The sequence below is a fragment of the Micromonospora sp. NBC_00821 genome (genome assembly GCF_036347035.1).
Taxonomy (GTDB): domain Bacteria; phylum Actinomycetota; class Actinomycetes; order Mycobacteriales; family Micromonosporaceae; genus Micromonospora; species Micromonospora hortensis.
In genome coordinates this window covers 2,588,468-2,607,968 of sequence record NZ_CP108880.1, presented here as the reverse complement: position 1 = coordinate 2,607,968, position 19,501 = coordinate 2,588,468, and the positions used below count along the sequence as shown (strand labels likewise).

The window sequence follows — 19,501 nt, the reverse complement described above, 5'->3', positions numbered from 1 at the left end:
CAGCACTGACCGAGACCAGACGGGATCGACACCGACGCCGCGCGCCCCTGTGGTCCGGCACGAGGAGCAGGACGTGAGCACAAACCGCCGCGGTGCCAGCAACAGGCCACTGCGCGTTCTCCAGGTGACGAGCACAGCCGTCGGCGGTGACTGGTTCTACGACCAGGTGACCGGGTTGGCGCGGCTGGGGCACGACGTCTGCGCTGTCGTACCGGGCGAAGGTCCGCTCACCGACCGCCTCCGGACGGCCGGGGTCCGCACCGAGATCGTGTCGATGTCAGGTTGGCGCCCGGGGCAGCTCCCCCGGGTCGCGGCGGCACAACTGCGTCTCGTCCGCCTGGTCCGGCGCTTCGACCCCGATGTGGTGCACGGCCATCTGGTGAAGGCGAACATCTTCTGCCGGTTGGCCAGTCTGGCCGCCCGCCGACCGCTGCTGGTCAACCAGATCGCTGGCGTCGTCCACCTGCGCAGCCCGATGTTCAACCGCATCGACCGCGCGACAGTGCGCCGGGTGGACGTCCTGATCGGGTCGTGCCACGCGTTCGCCGAACAGTACCGACGCTTGGGTGCGCGGGCGGTGACGGTCAGTCACTACGGGTGCGACGTGCACCGGCTCGACCCGACAGCGAGTGGGGAGTCCTTCCGGGCGGAGTTCGGGCTGGCCGCCGGCACCCCCACCGTCGGAATGCTCGCGCACATGTACCGCAGCCGACTCCAGGCGTTCCAGGACATTGGTTTCAAGGGCCACGAGGTCTTCCTCGACGCGGCCCCGCGCCTGCTGGACCGGGTGCCGGCCGCCCACCTCTTCGTCGTCGGCGACGAGTTCACCGGTGACGTGGGCTACCGGCGTGAGCTGGAGGAACGCGCCGTCCGGCTGGGAGTGGCCGAGCGCGTGCACTTCACCGGTCGCCGGAGTGACGTGCAGACCGTTCTGGCCGGTCTCGACGTGGCGGTCACACCGTCGCTCGAGGAGTCCGCGTCGTACGCCACCATCGAGGCGCTGCTGATGGAGCGGGGCGTGGTGGCCAGCGACGTCGGCGGGTTGCCCGACACCGTGCAACATGGCGAGAGCGGCCTGTTGGTGCCTCCGGCGGACCCGGACGCGCTGGCCGACGCCGTCGCCGACCTGTTGGAGGACCCTCAGCGGCGGGCTGCCATGGCTCGGCTCGGGCGCAGCCGCTGTCTGGACCTGTTCGACATCGAACGGACGGTCGCCGACGTCGAGGCGATCTACCGGGCGGCGCTCGACCGTCGTCCACTGCCGCAGGCCGGACGTTTGCCCGAGGCGGCCCGGTGACGGCCGCGACGCCGCCCCTCGGTCCGGGCGCCAGCCCCGGTGCGGACGCCGGGCCGGCGGTGACCAGCGGCCGGGACCTCGCCGACAGCGGCCGACCCACCACCGATCCGGGCGCTTCGGCGCGGGTCTCGGAGCAGAGTGTGTCGGCCGCCGCCGCCGGGTCCGTCGGGACCAGGGTCGTGCTCCTGGCCATCAGCCTGGCGACCGGCGTGTTGGCGGCCCGGGTCCTCGGCCCGCACGACCGGGGCGTGGTGGCGGTCGTGCTCGCCTGCGCGGCGATCTTCGGAGCGCTCCTCACAGTGGGAATGGAGACGGCCAACCTCCGCTACGCGGGGGCTTCGGTCGCCGCCCATCGGCGAACCGTGTGGTGGAGTCTGCGCCACGTCGCAACGGTGGGAGTCGGCGTGGCAGCCGCCTGGGGGGCGCTGGCGCTGGTGGTCGGGCCAACCGTTCGGGTCGGGCTCGACCCGGTCACCTTCGCCCTCGCGCTCAGCCTCGGCCCCGTGGTGCTGCTCTCCTCGCTGCTCGGCACGGCCGAGATCGGCCGCAGTCGCGCCTCGGTCTACAACTGGACAGTCATCGGAGGACTGCTCGTCTACGGCCTGCTGCTCGTCGCCCTGACGGTGACCGACCGCGCGGACACCGACACCGTCATCGGCGCGTACCTCGTGGGCCAGGTGTGCGCCGCGACGGTGCTGCTCGTCCGCGCTCTGCCGTTGAGCCGCGACCCCGGCACACCCCAGGACTCGGCCGCCTACCGGGCGTTCGCCCGCCGGGTGTACGCACCCAACCTGGCCCAGTTCGCGATGGTGCGCAGCCAGGTTCCCGCCATCCACCTGGTGGCCGGTGCGGGCGCCGTCGGCGTCTACTCGGTGGCGGTGCCGTTCGCCGAGATGCTCCTGGTGCTCCCGGTGGCGCTCAGCCTCATCCTGGTGCCGGCGCTCGCACACGGCGGTGCCGACTGGCACACGGTCCGTCGGATGTCGGTGCAGACACTGCTCATCACCGCCGTCGGGGCGGGACTGCTGGCAGCTGTCGCGCCGCTGGCCTTCCCGCTGCTCTTCGGCCCGCAGTTCGCCGAGGCCGTACCGGTGCTCTGGGCGATGCTGCCCGGCCTCGTCGTGCTCGCGGTAGCCCGCACCGCGCAGAGCTACCTGACGGCCGTCGACCGTCCGGGGCCGCCGACCCTGGCTGCCGTGAGCGCCGCCATCGGCGGGCTGCTCGCCATGGTCGTCCTGATCCCACGCTTCGGCACGCTCGGCGCGGGCCTCGCCGTGTCGGCCGGATACGTCCTCTACGGCCTGGTCGTCGGCTGGGCCTTCCTCGATCACCGGCCTGTCCAGGGCCGGAGAAACGGTCCGACCACAATGACGACTGAACGCGGCGGCCGGCACTCGAGGCCAACGACACGGGACCGCGACTCCCTGCTGCCGGCGTGGGGAAGAGCAGCCGGCGTGCTCGTCGCCGGCGTGACGGCCGGTGTGGTGGCGGTGCAGGACACGTCGCTCCTGCTTCGGCTGGCCGCTCTCGCCGTGGTGGTGCTCGTCATCACCCTGCCCGGCTTCGGCCTCTACTGCATCGCGCTGGCGGTGCCCGCGTCGCAACTGCCCATCGCCCCGGCGGCAAGCAGCACCACACCGTTGCTGGCGCTGATCCTCTGCACCCTGCTCGGCACGTTGCTCCGCGGCCGTACGACCCGCCGCAGCACCCCCGCCGTCCTCATCGTGGCTGGCCTGACCTGCGTCCTCGCTCTCGGCGTGACGGTCGGTGGCCAACCCAACCAGGCCTTCCGGTCGGTCGCCGCGATCGCGATACCCCTGGCCTGCATACCGCTGATCGACACCGCCCGAGCCCGCTCACGGTCCGTCCTGCTCGTGTTCGCGGTCGCGGCGACCGGCGTCGGCCTGTTCCATGCCGCACTCGCCCTGATCGGTACACCGGTGCTTGCCGAGGAGAACCCGGCCCTCGCCGAATCCCTGAGCAGCCTGAACCACAACGCGTGGGGGCCAATGTTGCTGCTGGCGCTGGCGGTGTTGCTGGCCAGGCTGCGACCGGGCGTGTCGGGCACGGCCCGCGTGTTGACGGTCGCGGGGATCGCCGCCGTTGTCGTCAGCGTGGTGCTGTCATACAGCCGTTCGACGTACATCGGCGGAGCGCTGCTCCTGCTCTGCTTCGTGATCCAGCGACGACGCACGGTGGCCCTGGCCCTCACCGGCATGGTCGCCGTCCTCACCATCGGCCTGACCGGGGTTCAACTGGTGCCGGATCAGGTGGCCGAGCGGATCGCGTACACCACTGTGGACGGCCGACTGGACAGCTCCAGCAGCGTACGTCTCGACCTGTGGCTCAGTGCCCTGCGGATGGCCGCCGACCACCCTCTCGCCGGCGTGGGCTTCCAGAACTTCCGGGCCCACCTGCCCGAGTACTTCCAGCCCGAGGTCACGGTGGCCGCTGTCGACGTCCAGCTCGACAGCCTCAACCACGCCCACAACACCTACCTCACGGTGCTGGCCCAGACCGGGTTGGTCGGCGTCCTCCTGGTGGGCGGCCTCCTGTTCATCGTGATCCGCCAGGCCCGCCGACGCCTGCTCGCCGGCGACCAGACCGCGGAGGCGGCAGTGCTCGGCATGGCCGCGATCGGGGGATGCAGCCTCTTCGGGGAGCCGCTGCTCACCCTGCCGGTGCTCATCCCGTTCGTGCTCCTCCTGGCCGTTGCCACAGCCCGCTCGCAGGCCGAGCCGGAGCCCGCGACCGACAGGCGTCCCGCCGGACCGAAGCACTCCGTGCGGACCCGACCGGCCTGGACGCCCGGCCAGAGCGGCTACGGCGTGCGCCGCGGACGGTCCACCGCCGACAAGGTCCTGACGTGATCATGAAGGAGACGAAGGTGACCGCGACGCGTCCCGACACACCGAGGGTCGACAGCCACGACCAGCCGCGCCGGCAGCGGGCCGTCCCGGGCTCGGCCGCCGCCCCCGTCCTTCCGTCCGTGATGTTGCTCTGCGGCGCGAGCTCGCTGCACGCCCGCAAGTGGGCGGTCGCGCTGGCGGAACGCGGTCATCCGGTCATCGCCGTCAGCTGGATCGACGCGGAGCCGATCGACGGCGTCGAACTGCGCGTGGCGCCCGGGACCGGCCGGACCCGCAACGGGCGGTGGGGGGCGGTGTGGCAGCTCGCCGCCGCCGGCTGGTGGCTGCGCCGGCAGACGCGCGAGGCCCGCCCCGACGTGCTGCACGTGCACTCGGTGGGGATGGCGGGTCTGCTGTCGCTGCTGGCCTCGCGCCGACCCGCCCGGGTGGTCACGCCCTGGGGGGTCGACCTTCAGTCCGCGCGTCGGTCCCGGGTCCGCCGATGGGTCGCCCGGGCCGCCCTGCGCCGCTCCGACCTCGTTCTCCCCACCGCGGAGTCGGTCCGCACGGAGATCATCGAGCGCTACCGGATACCGGCGGATCGCAGCCGCACCGTGTCGTGGGGCGTGGACGACAAGCTGTTCGCGCTCCGCGACACCGTGACGCCGGCGTCGGTGCGGGCCGAATTCGGCATCCCGGCCGACGCGACGGTGCTGTTCGCCGCCCGGACGGCCGGTCCCGTCTATCGCACGTCCGAGGTGCTGCGGGCGTTCGCCCGGGTGGCCGCCGCTCGTCCCGACCTTCACCTCGTCGTCCTGGCCGGGCACCGTCCCGCCGAGGCGGCGGCCGCTCAGGCGCAGCGGCGGTGCGTCACCGAAGCCCACGAACTCGCCGCGAACCTACCCGGACGAGTCACGGTGGTGGACCGGTCACTGACACCGGAGGACACCTTCCGGCTGATGCGGGCGAGCGAGGTGAGCATCTCGGTTCCTCGCTTCGACCAGCGCAGTTGCACGGTGCTGGAGGCGGCGCTCGCCGGTTGCCGGCTGCTGCTCGCGGACCTGCCGCCGTATCGCGAGATGGTCGAGGACGGCATGGCGGCCGACATCCTCACCGGGCCGTTGGAGGCCGCGCTGGCGGAACAGCTCATGGCCGCCCGCCCGCTGGAGCCGACTCTGCAACAGCACAACCGGCGCTTCATCGAGACGTCGGAGTCCTGGTCCCGCCAGGTCTCCGTCGTGCAGGAGTTCTACCGGCGGCTGAGCGCCGACCGCGCCGGACAACGTCGGGACGGGGTGGCCCGGTGAGGATCGTCTACCTGCACCAGTACTTCCGCACACCGGCCATGTCCGGTGGCACCCGGTCCTACGAGTTCGCCCGGCGTCTGGTCCGTAACGGCCACGACGTGCACGTGGTAACCAGCGACACCGAGTCCTCGTCGGGCGCCGCGAAGACCTGGCGGACCACAGTGGAGGCGGGTGTGGTGGTGCACTGGGCGGCCGTCCCCTATCGCAACGCGATGTCCTTACGAGAGCGGCTCTCGGCCTTCGGGCAGTTCGCCCGGTTGGCAGCTCCGCGAGCGGCGTCGCTGGAGCAGGACGTCGTCTTCGCTACCAGCACGCCGCTGACCATCGCGTTGCCCGCTGTCTACTCCGCCCGCCGCCGCCGGACGCCGATGGTGCTGGAGGTACGCGATCTCTGGCCGGAGGTGCCGATCGCGCTGGGCGCGCTGCGGTCGCCGCTGACGCGGCGCGCTGCCACCGGTCTGGAGGGGTGGGCCTACCGCAACGCCGCGCACATCCTGGCGCTGTCGCCGGGAATGGCGGCGGGCGTTCGGGCGCGGCACCCCGAGGCCGCGGTGACAGTCATTCCCAACGGCTGTGACCGTCAGTTGTTCGCCGACGCGGACGCTGCCGGCCGAGCGCTACGGGATCGCACGCAGTGGTTGGGCGACCGTCCTCTGATCCTCTACGCGGGGACGCTCGGTTTCGTCAACGACGTGGGTTATCTGGTGCGGATGGCAGCGACGCTGCGTCGTGACCACCCGGACGTGCGGATCGCTGTCGTCGGGCAGGGCGCGGAGACGGCGCAGGTGCGCGCACAGGCAGCCGCGTCCGACGTCCTGGACCGGAACCTGTTCATGTTCGACCAGGTGCCGAAGGCCGAGGTGGTGGCGTTCTTCGGTGCGTGCGATCTCGCCGTCTCGACGGTGCGCGACGAGCCCGCGTTGCACGCCAACTCGGCGAACAAGGTCTTCGACGGGTGGGCCGCCGGTCGACCGGTAGCGGTCAACCACGAGGGGTGGATCGCCGACATCCTGCGCCGCAGCGGTGCCGGACTCGTGCTGCCCGCGGGAGATCCCGCCGCCGCGGCGACGCTCGTGGGCGCGTTCCTCAGCGATCCGGCCAGGACCGCCACGGCGCGGGCCGCGGCGCGGCAGGTCGCGGCCAACGAGTTCGACCGCGACCTGCTGTTCGAACGGTTCGAGGACGTGCTGCGGGGGGCGGTGGTGCCACGACAGTCGGCCAGGTCAGCAGCCGGACAAACCTCGTAAACCGCTAAAAACCAGTCATAAAGTGATTAGTTTTGGTAGGACGTAAATAAGACCATTTGGTGGTTTCCCCCGGATGGGCCGCTATCGCAGCAGGAGTTTCCACATGCAACTTTTGGGGACAAGCCCCAGCGAGTCCACACGCCTCGGTCGGTCGCATCGCAACCTCCGCCTGGCCGGCGGCCTCCTCGCAGGGGACGCCCTCGCCTGGATCGCGGGTTTCGCCGTCGCCGCGTGGGTGCGCTTCGAGTTCTCGCTCACCGGCCCCGCCCTGGCCCGCGCGATCGGCATGGGAGTGGTCGCCGCGGTCGCGCACGTCGCAGTGTCCGCCGTTCGCCGCAACCTGTCCGGCCGGCATCCCCTGGGCAGCGTCGAGGAAATGCAGGGGCTCGCCAACACGGCCCTGACCACCGGCGTGCTCCTGCTGATCGCCCTCGTGCCCATGACGTCCCGGCCGGTGCCCGCGAGCACGCCACTCGTCGGCGCGGCGATCGCGCTGGCCGTCATGCTCGGCACCCGCCTGGCGTACCGCAGCCGCAGCGACCGGACGTTGCGCCCGGACGCCGGCCGAGCGGAACCGGTCCTGCTCTTCGGCGCGGGCTCGGCCGGTCAGGGGCTCCTGCGGGCCATGCTGAGCGATCCGGCAGGACAGTTCCTGCCGGTCGGCATGATCGATGACGACCCGCAGAAACGCCACCTGTCGCTGGGGGGCGTGCGCGTGCTCGGCTCTCGCGCTGACATCGACACTGTCGTGCGGCGTACCGGCGCGAAGATGGTGATCTTCTCCGCCGCCAACGCCGACTCCGAGCTGATCAACGAGGTCCGCGAAAGCACACTGAAGACCGGAGCGACGTTCAAGATCCTTCCTTCGGTACGGGAACTGGTCGACCATCGGATCACCGTCAACGACGTTCGCGACCCGGACATGGCGGACCTACTCGGACGACGACAGGTGATCGGCGACCTCCGGGATGCGGAGTCCCAGCTGCGCGGACGCCGGATCCTGGTGACCGGCGCCGGTGGGTCGATCGGCTCCGAGCTGTGCCGCCAGATCATGCGGGCCGATCCGGGCGAGCTGATGATGCTCGACCGCGACGAGTCGGCCCTGCACGCCCTGCAACTGTCGATGTCGGGTCGCGCGATGTTGGACAGTCCCGAGCTGATTCTCGCCGACCTGCGCGACGAGGAACGGATCCGGCGCGTGATGGCGGAACGCCGACCCGACATCGTGTTCCACGCGGCGGCCCTGAAACACCTGACACTGCTGCAACGCCACCCGGGCGAGGCGGTCAAGACGAACGTGTTCGGCACGCAGACGGTGCTCAACGCCTGCCGCGACGTGGCGAGGTTCGTCAACATCTCGACCGACAAGGCCGCCGACCCGGTCAGCGTTCTCGGCTACTCCAAGCGGATCACGGAGCGGTTGACAGCGAACGCCGCCGCGACGCACGGCGGCACGTTCCTCAGCGTCCGCTTCGGCAACGTCCTGTCCAGCCGAGGGTCGGTGGTCACGGCGTTCCGGGCCCAGATCGAGGCGGGACTGCCGATCACTGTCACTCACCCCGACGTGACGCGCTACCTGATGACAGTGCAGGAAGCGGTGCACCTGGTGCTCCAGGCCGCCGGCATCGGCCGCGACGGCGAGGCGCTCGTCCTCGACATGGGCGAGCCGGTACGGATCGACGACATCGCTCGCCAGTTGGCGAGCCAGGCGCCGGGGCCGGTCCAGATCGTCTACACCGGGCTCCGGCCGGGCGAGAAACTCCACGAGGCTCTGATCGGTGCTGGCGAGCGGGACCTTCGCCCGCTGCACCCGCTCATCTCGCACGTGGCAGTGCCCCCACTCGATCCCATCGAGATCACCACGCTGGACCCGTTCGAAGACCCAGACAAGATCATCGACCGTCTCGCGTGGCTGTGCGGTCAGTCGACCGGCGTCGTCGCGCAGCAGACCGTCAAGTCGACAGCTCCGGCACCCAGCGCGAGCTGAGCCGACGCCGACCCCGCAGGTGACGTCCGGGATGAATTCTCGACGCGCCTGCGGGGTACGGCTTGCCGGCCCGCCTCGAGCATCGCGGGGTGGCCTGGCGAACGCCCGCCCGCGCCGGCAGCCCGCGTCGCGGTGAGCGTCACAGTTGGCACCAACGCCGACACGGTCAGCAACGAAGCTCCCATCGACTGATTGACATCGATAACGGCACGCCGAAGGCTCGCGCCTACAAGGTCCTTCACCCAAGGAGGCGCGATGAGACCGAGACGACTGGCGATCGCCGGCGTGGTCACCCTGCTCGGCGCACTGGCACTGACCCCACCGGCCAGCGCGCGGCCGCCGTCCGACCCGGGCGTCCGCGACGGCCTGGAGGTGTACGTCGGCACTGTCGACCCGAAACAGCGGGAGCAACTGCGCGCCGCGGGGGTCGACCTCGGCCACGACGCGAAGACTGACGCGGCCGGTCGCACGACTGTCGAGACGGTCCTCAGCCGACGGCAGGCGAAGCGGTTGACCGACAAGGGCGTACCGCTGTCGGTGAAGAAGGTGCGCGGCAAGGACGCGTCGCAGGCGCTGCGGGAGCAGGCCGCGGCCGGCTGGACGAGCTTCCGTCCCTACGGTGAGCCGGGCGGCCTGCGAGACGAGCTGAACGCCACGGCGGCCCGGTATCCCAAGCTGACCAAGGTGGAGACGATCGGTCGCAGCCAGCAGGGGCAGCCGATCGTCGCGGTCAAGGTCACCAAGAACGCGCGCACCGTTGCGGACGGCCGGCGACCGGCGGTGCTCTACGCCGGTGCGCAGCACGCCCGCGAGTGGATCACGCCGGAGATGACCCGCCGGCTGATGCATCACGTGCTGAACAGCTACGGCACCGACCGGGAGATCACCCACCTGCTGGACACGACCGAGCTGTGGTTCCTGCCGGTCGCCAACCCCGACGGCTACGACTTCACATTCACCGCCGGCAACCGTCTGTGGCGCAAGAACCTGCGGGACAACAACGGTGACGGGCAGATCGGCTCCGCCGACGGCGTCGACCTCAACCGCAACTTCAGCTACAAGTGGGGCTACGACAACGAGGGCTCGTCACCGGAGCCGAACAGCGAGACCTACCGGGGCCCCGGCCCCAACTCCGAGCCGGAGACCAAGGCGCTGGACCGGCTCTTCAAGCGGGTCGGGTTCGAGTTCTTCGTCAACTACCACTCGGCGGCCGAACTGCTGCTCTACGGCCTCGGCTGGCAGGTGAGCACCCCCACTCCGGACGACGTGATCTACGAGGCGATGGCCGGTGACGACGCGCACCCCGCGGTGCCCGGGTACGACCCGGACATCTCCGCGGAGCTGTACACCACTAACGGCGACACCGACAGCCACGCCACCGTCAGGTACGGCACGCTGGGCTTCACCCCGGAGATGTCCACCTGCGAGGCCGCCTCGGCCGTCGACCCGGACGACCAGTGGCGCCCGGAGGACTGCGTCAGCGGCTTCATCTTCCCCGACGACGAGGCGCTGATCGCCGGCGAGGTGAGCAAGAACCTACCGTTCGCGTTGGCAGTGGCCCGGTCGGCGGCGGACCCGGACGACCCGGTCTCGGTGGTCGGTCGGAGCACTCCGGACTTCGTCGTGGACGCCTTCGACACCTCGTACGGACGCACCCAGCAGGTCGCCGCGATCACCCGTCGGGCGCTGCGGAACGTGCGGATGCACTACACGGTCAACGGTGGGCGGCCGAAGACGGTCGCGGTCCGCGAGTGGCGCGGCGGCGAGCGGTACGGCGAAACACACGACGACTACTACGCCGAGCTACGGGGCACTGTCAACGGCGCGAAGCCGGGCGACCGGGTGGAGGTCTGGTTCACCGGGAACAAGCCGCGTGCCGGGGTGGTGGCCAGCGAACACTTCACCTATCGGGTGCACGACGACATCGGCGGCGACGTGCTGGTCCTCGCTGTGGAGGACGTCACCGGCCTCAGTCCGGCGCAGACCGGCACCACAGCGAAGTACGCCGACGAGGTCGCGGCGTCGCTGGGCGCCGCCGGGCGCAGCAGCGACGTGTACGACTTCGACGCGATGGGCCGCAAGGCACCGCACCCGCTCGGCGTGCTGTCGCACTACGAGGCGGTGGTCTGGGAGACCGGCGACGACGTGATCCTGCGCTCCCCCGGTCAGGTGGCCGGCACGACGGCCAGGGCGGCGCTGGAAACCGAGCTGGCCGTTCGGGACTACCTGAACGAGGGCGGCAAACTGCTGGTCAGCGGCCAGTACGCGTTGTTCGCGCAGGGCGCCAACGGGTCGTACGTCTATCACCCGGACGCGCCACCGGAGTGCACCGACGCCGAGGCCGCCAGCTGTCTGCCGCTGCTGAACGACTTCCAGCAGTACTGGCTGGGCGCGTACACCTATGTCAGCGACGGCGGGACCAGCCCGGACGGGGAGCCGTACCCGGTCGCCGGGACCGACGCGGCGTTCACCGGCTTCGACGGGCAGCTGAACGCCTCCGGCTCGGCGGAGAACCAGGCGCACACCGCGTCGTTCCTGACCACGTCGAGCTTCCTGCCACCGGACGAGTTCCCGCAGTTCGCCAGTTCCGCGCCGGTGGGCTGGTCCCGACCGGGCGGCGCGCCGTTCGATCCGCGTACGGGTGAGTGGTACCTGTACAGCGGGCAGACCGACGAGTCGTACAAGCGCCTCACGCGCACTGTGGATCTCACCGGGGCGAGCAGCGGGGAGTTGCGCTTCTTCACCTCCTACGAGATCGAGCAGGACTGGGATTTCATGTTCGTCGAGGCGCACGAGGTGGGCAGCGACGACTGGACGACCCTGCCGGACGCCAACGGCAATACCAGCACTGTCACCGGGGACAGTTGCACGCAGGGTTGGGTGGAGCAGTTGCACCCGTTCCTCGCGCACTACCAGGGCGCTGACTGCTCCCCCACCGGGAGCACCGGCAGCTGGAACGCGGCGAGCGGGTCGTCGGGGGGCTGGAAGGAGTTCGTGGCCGACCTGTCGGGCTACGCCGGCAAGCAGGTCGAGGTGTCCATCACGTACGCCTCGGACTGGAGCACCCAGGGTCTCGGCGTCTTCCTGGACGACGCCCGGGTGCTGGTTGACGGGTCGACAGTGGCGGAGACCTCGTTCGAGTCGGCCGACCTGGGTGGCTGGACGGTGGCCGGCCCACCGCCCGGCTCCGCTGGCAACGCCAACGACTGGTCACGCAGCCAGCAGGCGTTCGAGGAGGGCTCGGTGGTGGTCACCGGGGACACCGTGTATCTGGGCTTCGGGTTGGAGGGTCTGCCTCCGGCGGCCCGCGACGACCTGGTCGCCCGCTCACTGACCCACCTCACCGGGCAGCCCCGCCCCTGATGGCGGCGAGGTGCGCCGACGGTCCGCGGACCGTCGGCGCACCTTCGGTGTACGCCGGGTACGGTCGCCGCCGATGTGGTGAGCTGTACGGGTGTCGGGGCTGGGACTTGTGCTGCACCCCACCCGGGATGTCACCGAGGTGGTCGGGATCATCGAACGGTGGGCGACGCGTCACCACAAGACGCTGATGGTGCGCGAGGAGGACCAGCACCGCGTCTCGTCCTGCATCGTGCCGGTGCCGGCGGACGAGGTGGCGACCCGCTCCGACGCCCTGATCAGCATCGGCGGCGACGGCACCATGTTGGGTGCGCTGCGATCCGCCGTCCTCGACCCGAAGCCGGTGCTCGGCGTACACCTGGGTCGTGTGGGTTTTCTCGTGGAGATCGAGCCGCCGGAGCTGCCTGAGGCGCTGAGCCGGTTGCTGTCGAAGGAGTTCACCGTCGAGTCGCACGCCTGCCTCGCCTGCGACGTGTGTGGCGACGACGTGGTGGCGTTCAACGACATCGCGCTGGTGCGCCAGCCCGGCTCCGGCTTCGTCAACGTCACACTCGCCATCGACGGCCAGCAGTACGGCTACTACCGGTGCGACGCCGTGGTGGTCAGCACCCCGATCGGCTCCACGGCGTACAGCTACGCCGCCGGCGGCCCGCTGATCTCCCCCGCGGCGGACTCGATGGTGGTCACGCCGTCGGCGCCCATGGCCGGCATCTCCCGGTCGGTGGTGCTCTCACCGGACGAGAAGATCCGGCTGGAGCTGGAGCCCGACTCGTCCCCAGTGGTGGTGGAGATGGACGGGTTGGTGTTCCGCGACCCGGCCACCGAGGGAGCTGTGGAGATCAGCTACCGCCGCAACGCCGGCCTGGTGGTGCGCTTCGACCCGCTGCGCTACCAGGAACGCAACCAGTTGAAGATGACGCTGCTCGACCTGCCGTTCCTACCCGAGCAGCTCCGCGAACTGCTCCCCGAGGAGCTGCGCCGCGCCCAACGAGAAATACCCCCACCCTGCTGACCCCGCCCACCCGTCCCCGACGTCCGGGTTGATCAAGAGGTTTGCGTCACGACACGCCGGGTGGAGTGACGCAAACCTCTTGATCAACGGCGATAAGCCGGCGGGGCGCTCCGGGTTAGGACTGGGTTAGGGCTTGGTCTACCAGGGCTTTGGCTTCTTCTTGGATCTGCTTGAGGTGGTCGGGGCCCTGGAAGGACTCGGCGTAGATCTTGTAGACGTCCTCGGTGCCGGAGGGCCTCGCGGCGAACCAGCCGGACTCGGTGCTGACCTTGAGGCCACCGATCGCCGCACCGTTGCCGGGGGCGGTGGTCAGCGTCGCGGTGATCGGCTCACCGGCGAGCTCGGTGGCGGTGACCTGCTCCGGGGAGAGCTTGCCGAGCACTGCCTTCTGCTCCCGGGTGGCCGGGGCGTCGATCCGGGCGTACGCGGGCGCGCCGAAACGCTCAGCCAACTCCGCCCAGTGCTCGCTCGGGCTGCGGCCGGTGGTGGCCTGGATCTCGGCGGCGAGCAGGCAGAGCAGCAGGCCGTCCTTGTCGGTGGTCCAGGTCGAGCCGTCGCGTCGCAGGAACGACGCCCCGGCGCTCTCCTCGCCGCCGAAGCCGACTGCGCCGTCCAGCAGGCCGGGCACGAACCACTTGAAGCCGACCGGCACCTCCAGCAGCGGCCGACCCAGGTCGGCGGCGACCCGGTCGATCATCGACGAGGAGACAAGGGTCTTGCCCACCGCGGCGTCCGGCCCCCACTCGGTGCGGGTGCGGAACAGGTGACGGATCGCCACCGCCAGGTAGTGGTTGGGGTTCATCAGCCCGGCGTCCGGTGTGACGATGCCGTGCCGGTCGGCGTCGGCGTCGTTGCCAGTGGAGATCTGGTAGTCGGCACGGGCGGCGATCAGCGACGCCATCGCGTTCGGCGAGGAGCAGTCCATCCGGATCTTGCCGTCGCCGTCCAGGGTCATGAACCGCCAGGTCGGGTCGACAGTCGGGTTGACCACTGTCAGATCCAGGCGGTGCCGCTCGGCGATCTCACCCCAGTACGCCACGCTCGCCCCGCCCAGCGGGTCCGCGCCGATACGGATCCCCGCGTCGCGGATGGCGTCGATGTCGATCGCGGTCGGCAGGTCGTCGACGTAGTTGGCGAGGAAGTCGTACTCCCCGGTGGTGTCGGCGGCCCGCGCCCGCGCGTAGGTGATCCGGCGGACCTCCTTGAGCCCCGCGGCGAGGATGGCGTTGGCCCGGTCCTGGATCCACCGGGTCACGTCGGTGTCGGCCGGCCCACCGTTTGTGGGGTTGTACTTGAAACCGCCGTCGTCGGGCGGGTTGTGCGACGGGGTGATGACGATGCCGTCGGCGAGCCCGCTGGTCCGCCCACGGTTGTGCGTGAGGATCGCGTGCGACAGCGCCGGGGTCGGGGTGTAACCGTCGCGGCTGTCCACCAGAACGGTGACCCCGTTGGCGGCGAGCACCTCCAGGGCGTCCACCGCAGCCGGCGCGGAGAGCGCGTGGGTGTCCCGGGCGAGGAAGAGCGGCCCGTCCAGCCCCTGCTCGCGCCGGTAGTCGCAGAGCGCCTGGGTGACCGCCAGGATGTGGTCGGAGTTGAACGCGTTGCGCAGGCTGGAGCCGCGGTGGCCGGAGGTGCCGAAGGAGACCTGCTGGGCCGGGTCCGCGGGATCCGGATGCTCGGCGTAGTAGGCGGTCACCAGGCGCGGCACGTCGACCAGGTCGGCGGGCTCGGCGGGCTGGCCGGCACGGGGGTGGGTCACTGCGGGATCCTCCTCAGGAAGTGCTGGTCGGTCACGGCACGACCTTCTGGCCCTTGCCGATCACCACGATGCCGTTGTCGGAAACGGTGTAGCGCTGCCTGTCCTTCTCCAGGTCGACGCCGATCTCGACGCCCTCCGGGACGAACACGTTCTTGTCCAGGATGGCCCGCCGGACCACGGCGTGCCGGCCGATCTCCACACCCTCCATCAGCACCGAGCCCTCGACGTGCGCCCAGGAGTGCACCCGCACCTTCGGGGAGACGATCGAGTTCTCCACCAACGAGCCGGAGATCACCACACCCGGGGAGACCATCGAGCCGACCGCCCGGCCGACCCGCTCACCCCACTGGTGCACGAACTTCGCCGGCGGCCACGGCGGCTGCTCGGTGTAGATCGGCCAGTCGAAGTTGTACATGTTGAAGACGGGGTGCACGTTGATCAGATCCATGTGCGCGTCGTAGAACGAGTCGAGCGTTCCCACGTCCCGCCAGTAGCCGCGATCACGGTCGGTGCTGCCCGGCACCTCGTTGTCGCGGAAGTCGTAGACGTTGGCCTCGCCGCGTTCGACGAGCATCGGGATGATGCTGCCGCCCATGTCGTGCTTGCTGGACTTGTCTTCCGCGTCGCGCTCGACCGCCTCGCAGAGCGCCCGGGTGGTGAAGACGTAGTTGCCCATCGAGGCGTAGATCTCGTCCGGCGCGTCGGGCAGACCGACCGCGTCGGTGGGCTTCTCGCGGAACGCGCGGATCCGCTTGCCGTCCTCGCCGACCTCGATGACGCCGAACTGGTCGGCCATCGACAGCGGCTGGCGGATGCCGGCCACTGTCACCGCCGCGCCGGAGGCGATGTGGTCCTCCACCATCTGCCGCGGGTCCATCCGGTAGATGTGGTCGGCGCCGAAGACGATCACGTAGTCGGGCTGCTCGTCGTTGATCAGGTTGAAGCTCTGGTAGATGGCGTCGGCCGAGCCGGCGAACCACCACGGACCACGACGCTGCTGCGCCGGCACCGGGGTGACGTAGTTGCCGAGCAGCGTGGACATCCGCCAGGTCTTGGTGATGTGTCGGTCGAGGGAGTGGGACTTGTACTGGGTCAGCACGACGATCTTGAGATAGCCGGCGTTGGCCAGGTTGGAGAGGACGAAGTCGACCATGCGGTACATCCCGCCGAACGGGACGGCCGGCTTGGCCCGATCCGTGGTGAGTGGCATCAGGCGCTTGCCCTCCCCACCCGCCAGGACGATCGCGAGCACCTTGGCAGCCATGCCCCGACGCTATCCACCCGCGTCCCACTTCACCACTCGTACGGGGAGTCTTCTGCACTAGGGTGCGCACATGACCGACTCCTCCCCGGCCACCGGATCCCTGCGCGTCGATCTGCTCACCCGCGAGTACCCACCGGAGGTCTACGGCGGCGCGGGCGTGCACGTCGAGTACCTGGCTCGGGAGCTGCGCAGCCTTGCCGACGTACGGGTGCACTGCTTCGGCCTGCCGCGCACCGAGCCGGGCGTCACCGCGTACGCCGAATCGCCGGGCCTGACCGGCGCGAACGCCGCGCTGCGCACGATGGGCGTGGATCTGGAGATGGCCGCCGGCGCGGCCGGCACCGATGTGGTGCACAGCCACACCTGGTACGCGAACCTGGCCGGCCACACCGCGAAGCTGCTGCACGGGGTGCCGCACGTGGTGACCGCGCACAGCCTGGAGCCGTTGCGGCCGTGGAAGGCCGAGCAGCTCGGCGGCGGTTACGCGCTCTCCTCCTGGATCGAGCGCACCGCCATGGAGGCCGCCGACGCGGTGATCGCGGTCAGCGGCGGGATGCGCAACGACGTGCTCACCGCGTACCCGCAGATCGACCCCGACCGGGTCCGGGTGGTCTACAACGGCATCGACACCATCCAGTACGCCCCGGACCAGGGCACCGACGTCCTCGACCGACTCGGTGTCGACCCGTCCCGCCCCAGCGTGGTCTACGTGGGCAGGATCACCCGGCAGAAGGGGCTGCCGTACCTTCTGCGGGCCGCCCGGGAGTTGCCGGCGGACACCCAGCTCGTCCTGCTCGCCGGCGCGCCGGACACCGCCGAGATCGCCGCCGAGGTGGAGGAGTTGGTCGCCGAGCTGCGGGCCAACCGTTCCGGCGTGGTCTGGGTGGCCGAGATGCTGCCCAAGCCCGAGGTGATCCAGGTGCTCACGCACGCCACCGTCTTCGTCTGCCCGTCGGTCTACGAGCCCATGGGCATCGTCAACCTGGAGGCGATGGCCTGCGAGACGGCAGTGGTGGCCACCGCGACCGGCGGCATCCCCGAGGTCGTGGCCGACGACGAGACCGGCCTGCTGGTGCCGATCGCGCAGGCCACCGACGGCTCCGGCACCCCACTGGACCCGGCCCGCTTCGTCGCCGACCTGGCGGCCGCGATCAACACGCTGCTCGCCGACCCGGCGCGCACCGAGCGGTTCGGCCTGGCCGGCCGGCGGCGCGCGGTGCAGCACTTCTCCTGGGACGCCATCGCCCGACAGACACTGGAGGTCTACCGCTCCGTCGGCGCGGCCTGAGGCAGACGGACGTCAGATCGCCGTGCCCGGCGGCGACTTGAACAACGCTGTCGCCTCGGCGGCATGACCACCACGCCCGTTCCGTAACGCGCTGGCCGCGATGCGGATCAGGTCGATGTTGACACCGGCGGCGCCGCTCGGGTCGTGCACCTTCAGCTTCACGTCGAGGCTCACCGCTGTCTCACCCCAACCCTGCGCCTCAAGGTTGAGGTGAGCCACCTTCTGCGACGCGAGATGCGGCAGGTACCCGAGCGGGGCCACCTCGACGCTGTCCGCCTCCGAGAGAGCGTTGAGCTTGGACTGCTTCTTGGTGTTCGGGTTCTCGACCAGGTTGCGGAAGTCTTCGGTGCCGCCCAGATTGACCTGGTAGGAGCTGACCAGCGTGAGGCCCCGCTCCCTCAGGAGCCGCAGCAGCGCGTTGTGCAGCACCGAGGTGCCGAACTGGCTCGCCAGGTCGTCGCCGAGCAACGGCAGACCGGCAGCCTCGAAGCTGTCCAGCAGCTCTGGATCGCGGGCGACCGGGTCGGCTGTGGTGTTGATGAAGGCGACACCCGCCGTGCGGGCTGCCTCGGCGTACGCCCGGGCGGTCTCCGGCCGGCCACTCGGCGCCGAGTAGAGCAGCACCTCCGCCCCAGCCAGGACCGCTGCCACCCGTCGCACCTCGCTCGCGTCGACGAGGCCCTTCGTGACCGGCACACCCGCTCTGGGCAGGTCGCAGTCCAGCCGGGGGAAGTTGTTGGGCGCCAGGAAGATCGCCTCGGTCAGGTCCCGACCGATCTTCTCCTCCGAGGTGGCGAAGGCCGCCACGACGTCGATGTCCCCCACTCCGAGCCCGTCGATCATCGGCCTGCGGATTCCGACCAGGCTGCCGCTCTGGCGGTAGAGAGCAAGCCCCTGCACCAGTGCGGAGGTGTTGTTACCGACACCGACAACCGCGACCTTCACCCGTTCGATCATGGCCGGAGGCTACGTCACCCTCGGCTCGGTGGTGTGCCCCCAACACCGGAAGATGTCGCACACGAGCCGTCCGGCAAACACCCGTCCAACTGCGCCTCCTCCCGGCACGACGATGTCGGGTCACGGAGGCCGTGCGTGATATCGGTAGTGGATGACACCGCCTCCGAGACCGGAACCCGGGCCTGGGGTGTCCACCGCCATCAAGGTCACGCTCGAACCAAGATTTAGTGGCATCTCCGACGCGGCGACACCACTACAACCAGGATTCTGCGTGATCTTGCAGTTTTTCGGATCGTCGCGGCGGAGCGGGGCGGGGCGGGGCGGGGCGGAGAGAGGTGCTTGGCCGCGCGCAAGCGGACGACGGCCGGACGACGAGAACGGCGGTCAGTTGGCCGGTGTGGTCAGTGTCAGGGTCGGGAAGTACGTGCGGTATCGCGCGCCGTCTCGGGTCAGCAGGTTGTACCGGCACACGGCCGCGTGCGCGCCGATGTAGAAATCGGCAAGTGGCGAGCGCTTCACGCCGCCCAGCCTCCGATACCGCGCGTACGCCTTGCCGGCGAGGAAGCCCGCCAGGTAAGGCAGCTCCTCGCGAAGGAAGTCCCTCGCCGGCAACGCCTCGTCCAGCTCCTCGATCCGGTCGAAACGGACCGACACCTCGGCGTACACGATGGGGTTGATCACCAGGTTGCCCGCGTCGCGGGCCTCGGCGAGGGCGCTACCGGACCAGTCGGCCCACTTGGGGTCATCGGTGAGGATGTCCAGCAGCACGTTGGTGTCGACCAGGGTCGTCACCGCGTCGGGCGGACGTGGTGGCACTGCCCGAAGCCGGTCACTCGCCACGCAGCAGCTCCATCAGCTCCTCGGTGGACATGTGCTCGGTCTCCTTGGCGCTGCCCCGGCCCCGCATGTGACCGACGAGGCGCTGGCCCCGGGTTTCGGCACCGTGAACTCGCACGATGCGGAGGGCACCACCCTCCTCGACCACGTCAACCTCGTCGCCCTCATGCAGGTTGTATCGAGCCCGCAGCGCCGCCGGGATCGTCACCTGGCCCTTGCTGTTCAACCGCATGCTCTGAACCTCCGTCACGTAATACCAACGATACGTGACACTTCCCGACTCGCGGTCTGAGCGATGTCACTACGGTAAGCAGCGGGTGGGGTGCTTGGCCGCGCG

General features: G+C 70.2%; 13 protein-coding genes. 8 read left to right on the top strand and 5 right to left on the bottom strand.

What is annotated here, in order from left to right:
* Positions 1-73: 73 nt before the first annotated feature.
* The 7 genes from OHB44_RS11810 (at position 74) to OHB44_RS11780 (ending at position 13,059) form a co-directional block, all read left to right on the top strand.
* Positions 74-1,297: a glycosyltransferase family 4 protein gene (locus OHB44_RS11810; RefSeq protein ID WP_238686251.1), complete on the top strand. Its 1,224-nt coding sequence runs from the start codon at positions 74-76 to the stop codon at positions 1,295-1,297.
* Positions 1,294-4,167 (top strand): O-antigen ligase family protein, encoded by a 2,874-nt coding sequence (locus OHB44_RS11805; RefSeq protein WP_330440796.1) that lies wholly within the window; start codon positions 1,294-1,296, stop codon positions 4,165-4,167. The genes OHB44_RS11810 and OHB44_RS11805 overlap by 4 nt, the downstream gene beginning before the upstream one ends.
* Positions 4,168-4,184: 17 nt before the next feature.
* On the top strand, positions 4,185-5,453 hold the full coding sequence (locus tag OHB44_RS11800) for a glycosyltransferase family 4 protein (RefSeq protein ID WP_238686253.1): 1,269 nt from the start codon (positions 4,185-4,187) through the stop codon (positions 5,451-5,453).
* Positions 5,450-6,700, top strand: coding sequence for a glycosyltransferase family 4 protein (locus OHB44_RS11795; protein ID WP_238686254.1), 1,251 nt, complete (start codon positions 5,450-5,452; stop codon positions 6,698-6,700). Before OHB44_RS11800 ends, OHB44_RS11795 begins: the two co-directional genes overlap by 4 nt.
* Positions 6,701-6,803: 103 nt before the next feature.
* Complete coding sequence (locus tag OHB44_RS11790) at positions 6,804-8,687, top strand: nucleoside-diphosphate sugar epimerase/dehydratase (protein ID WP_238686255.1); 1,884 nt, start codon at positions 6,804-6,806, stop codon at positions 8,685-8,687.
* Positions 8,688-8,942: 255 nt separating this feature from the next.
* Complete coding sequence (locus tag OHB44_RS11785; protein ID WP_238686256.1) at positions 8,943-12,050, top strand: M14 family metallopeptidase; 3,108 nt, start codon at positions 8,943-8,945, stop codon at positions 12,048-12,050.
* Between the two features lie 100 nt (positions 12,051-12,150).
* Entirely contained in the window at positions 12,151-13,059 is a 909-nt protein-coding gene (locus tag OHB44_RS11780; protein ID WP_274531545.1) for an NAD(+)/NADH kinase, read from the top strand.
* 115 nt (positions 13,060-13,174) lie between these two features.
* Here the strand turns inward: OHB44_RS11780 and pgm are convergent, their stop codons facing one another.
* Together pgm and glgC are read right to left on the bottom strand one after the other, a co-directional pair.
* A complete protein-coding gene (gene pgm, locus OHB44_RS11775) occupies positions 13,175-14,818 on the bottom strand; it encodes a phosphoglucomutase (alpha-D-glucose-1,6-bisphosphate-dependent) (RefSeq protein ID WP_238686258.1) in 1,644 nt (547 codons plus the stop codon).
* A gap of 31 nt (positions 14,819-14,849) precedes the next feature.
* Entirely contained in the window at positions 14,850-16,082 is a 1,233-nt protein-coding gene (gene glgC, locus OHB44_RS11770) for a glucose-1-phosphate adenylyltransferase (protein WP_091401467.1), read from the bottom strand.
* Positions 16,083-16,152: 70 nt separating this feature from the next.
* On the opposite strand from glgC, the gene glgA reads away from it, so the two are divergent.
* Positions 16,153-17,370, top strand: a complete 1,218-nt coding sequence (gene glgA, locus OHB44_RS11765; RefSeq protein ID WP_330440795.1) for a glycogen synthase — start codon at positions 16,153-16,155, stop codon at positions 17,368-17,370.
* A gap of 12 nt (positions 17,371-17,382) precedes the next feature.
* Here glgA and OHB44_RS11760 read toward each other — a convergent pair whose 3' ends face one another.
* The 3 genes from OHB44_RS11760 to OHB44_RS11750 all read right to left on the bottom strand — a co-directional run bounded on the left by OHB44_RS11760 (position 17,383) and on the right by OHB44_RS11750 (position 19,414).
* Positions 17,383-18,327 (bottom strand): inositol-3-phosphate synthase, encoded by a 945-nt coding sequence (locus tag OHB44_RS11760; RefSeq protein ID WP_238686259.1) that lies wholly within the window; start codon positions 18,325-18,327, stop codon positions 17,383-17,385.
* A 384-nt stretch (positions 18,328-18,711) separates the two neighbouring features.
* Positions 18,712-19,167 carry a type II toxin-antitoxin system VapC family toxin gene (locus tag OHB44_RS11755; RefSeq protein WP_266303107.1) on the bottom strand — a complete coding sequence of 152 codons (456 nt, stop codon included), beginning with the start codon at positions 19,165-19,167 and terminating at the stop codon, positions 18,712-18,714.
* Positions 19,157-19,414: an AbrB/MazE/SpoVT family DNA-binding domain-containing protein gene (locus OHB44_RS11750; protein WP_238686261.1), complete on the bottom strand. Its 258-nt coding sequence runs from the start codon at positions 19,412-19,414 to the stop codon at positions 19,157-19,159. Before OHB44_RS11750 ends, OHB44_RS11755 begins: the two co-directional genes overlap by 11 nt.
* Between the last annotated feature and the right edge of the window lie 87 nt (positions 19,415-19,501).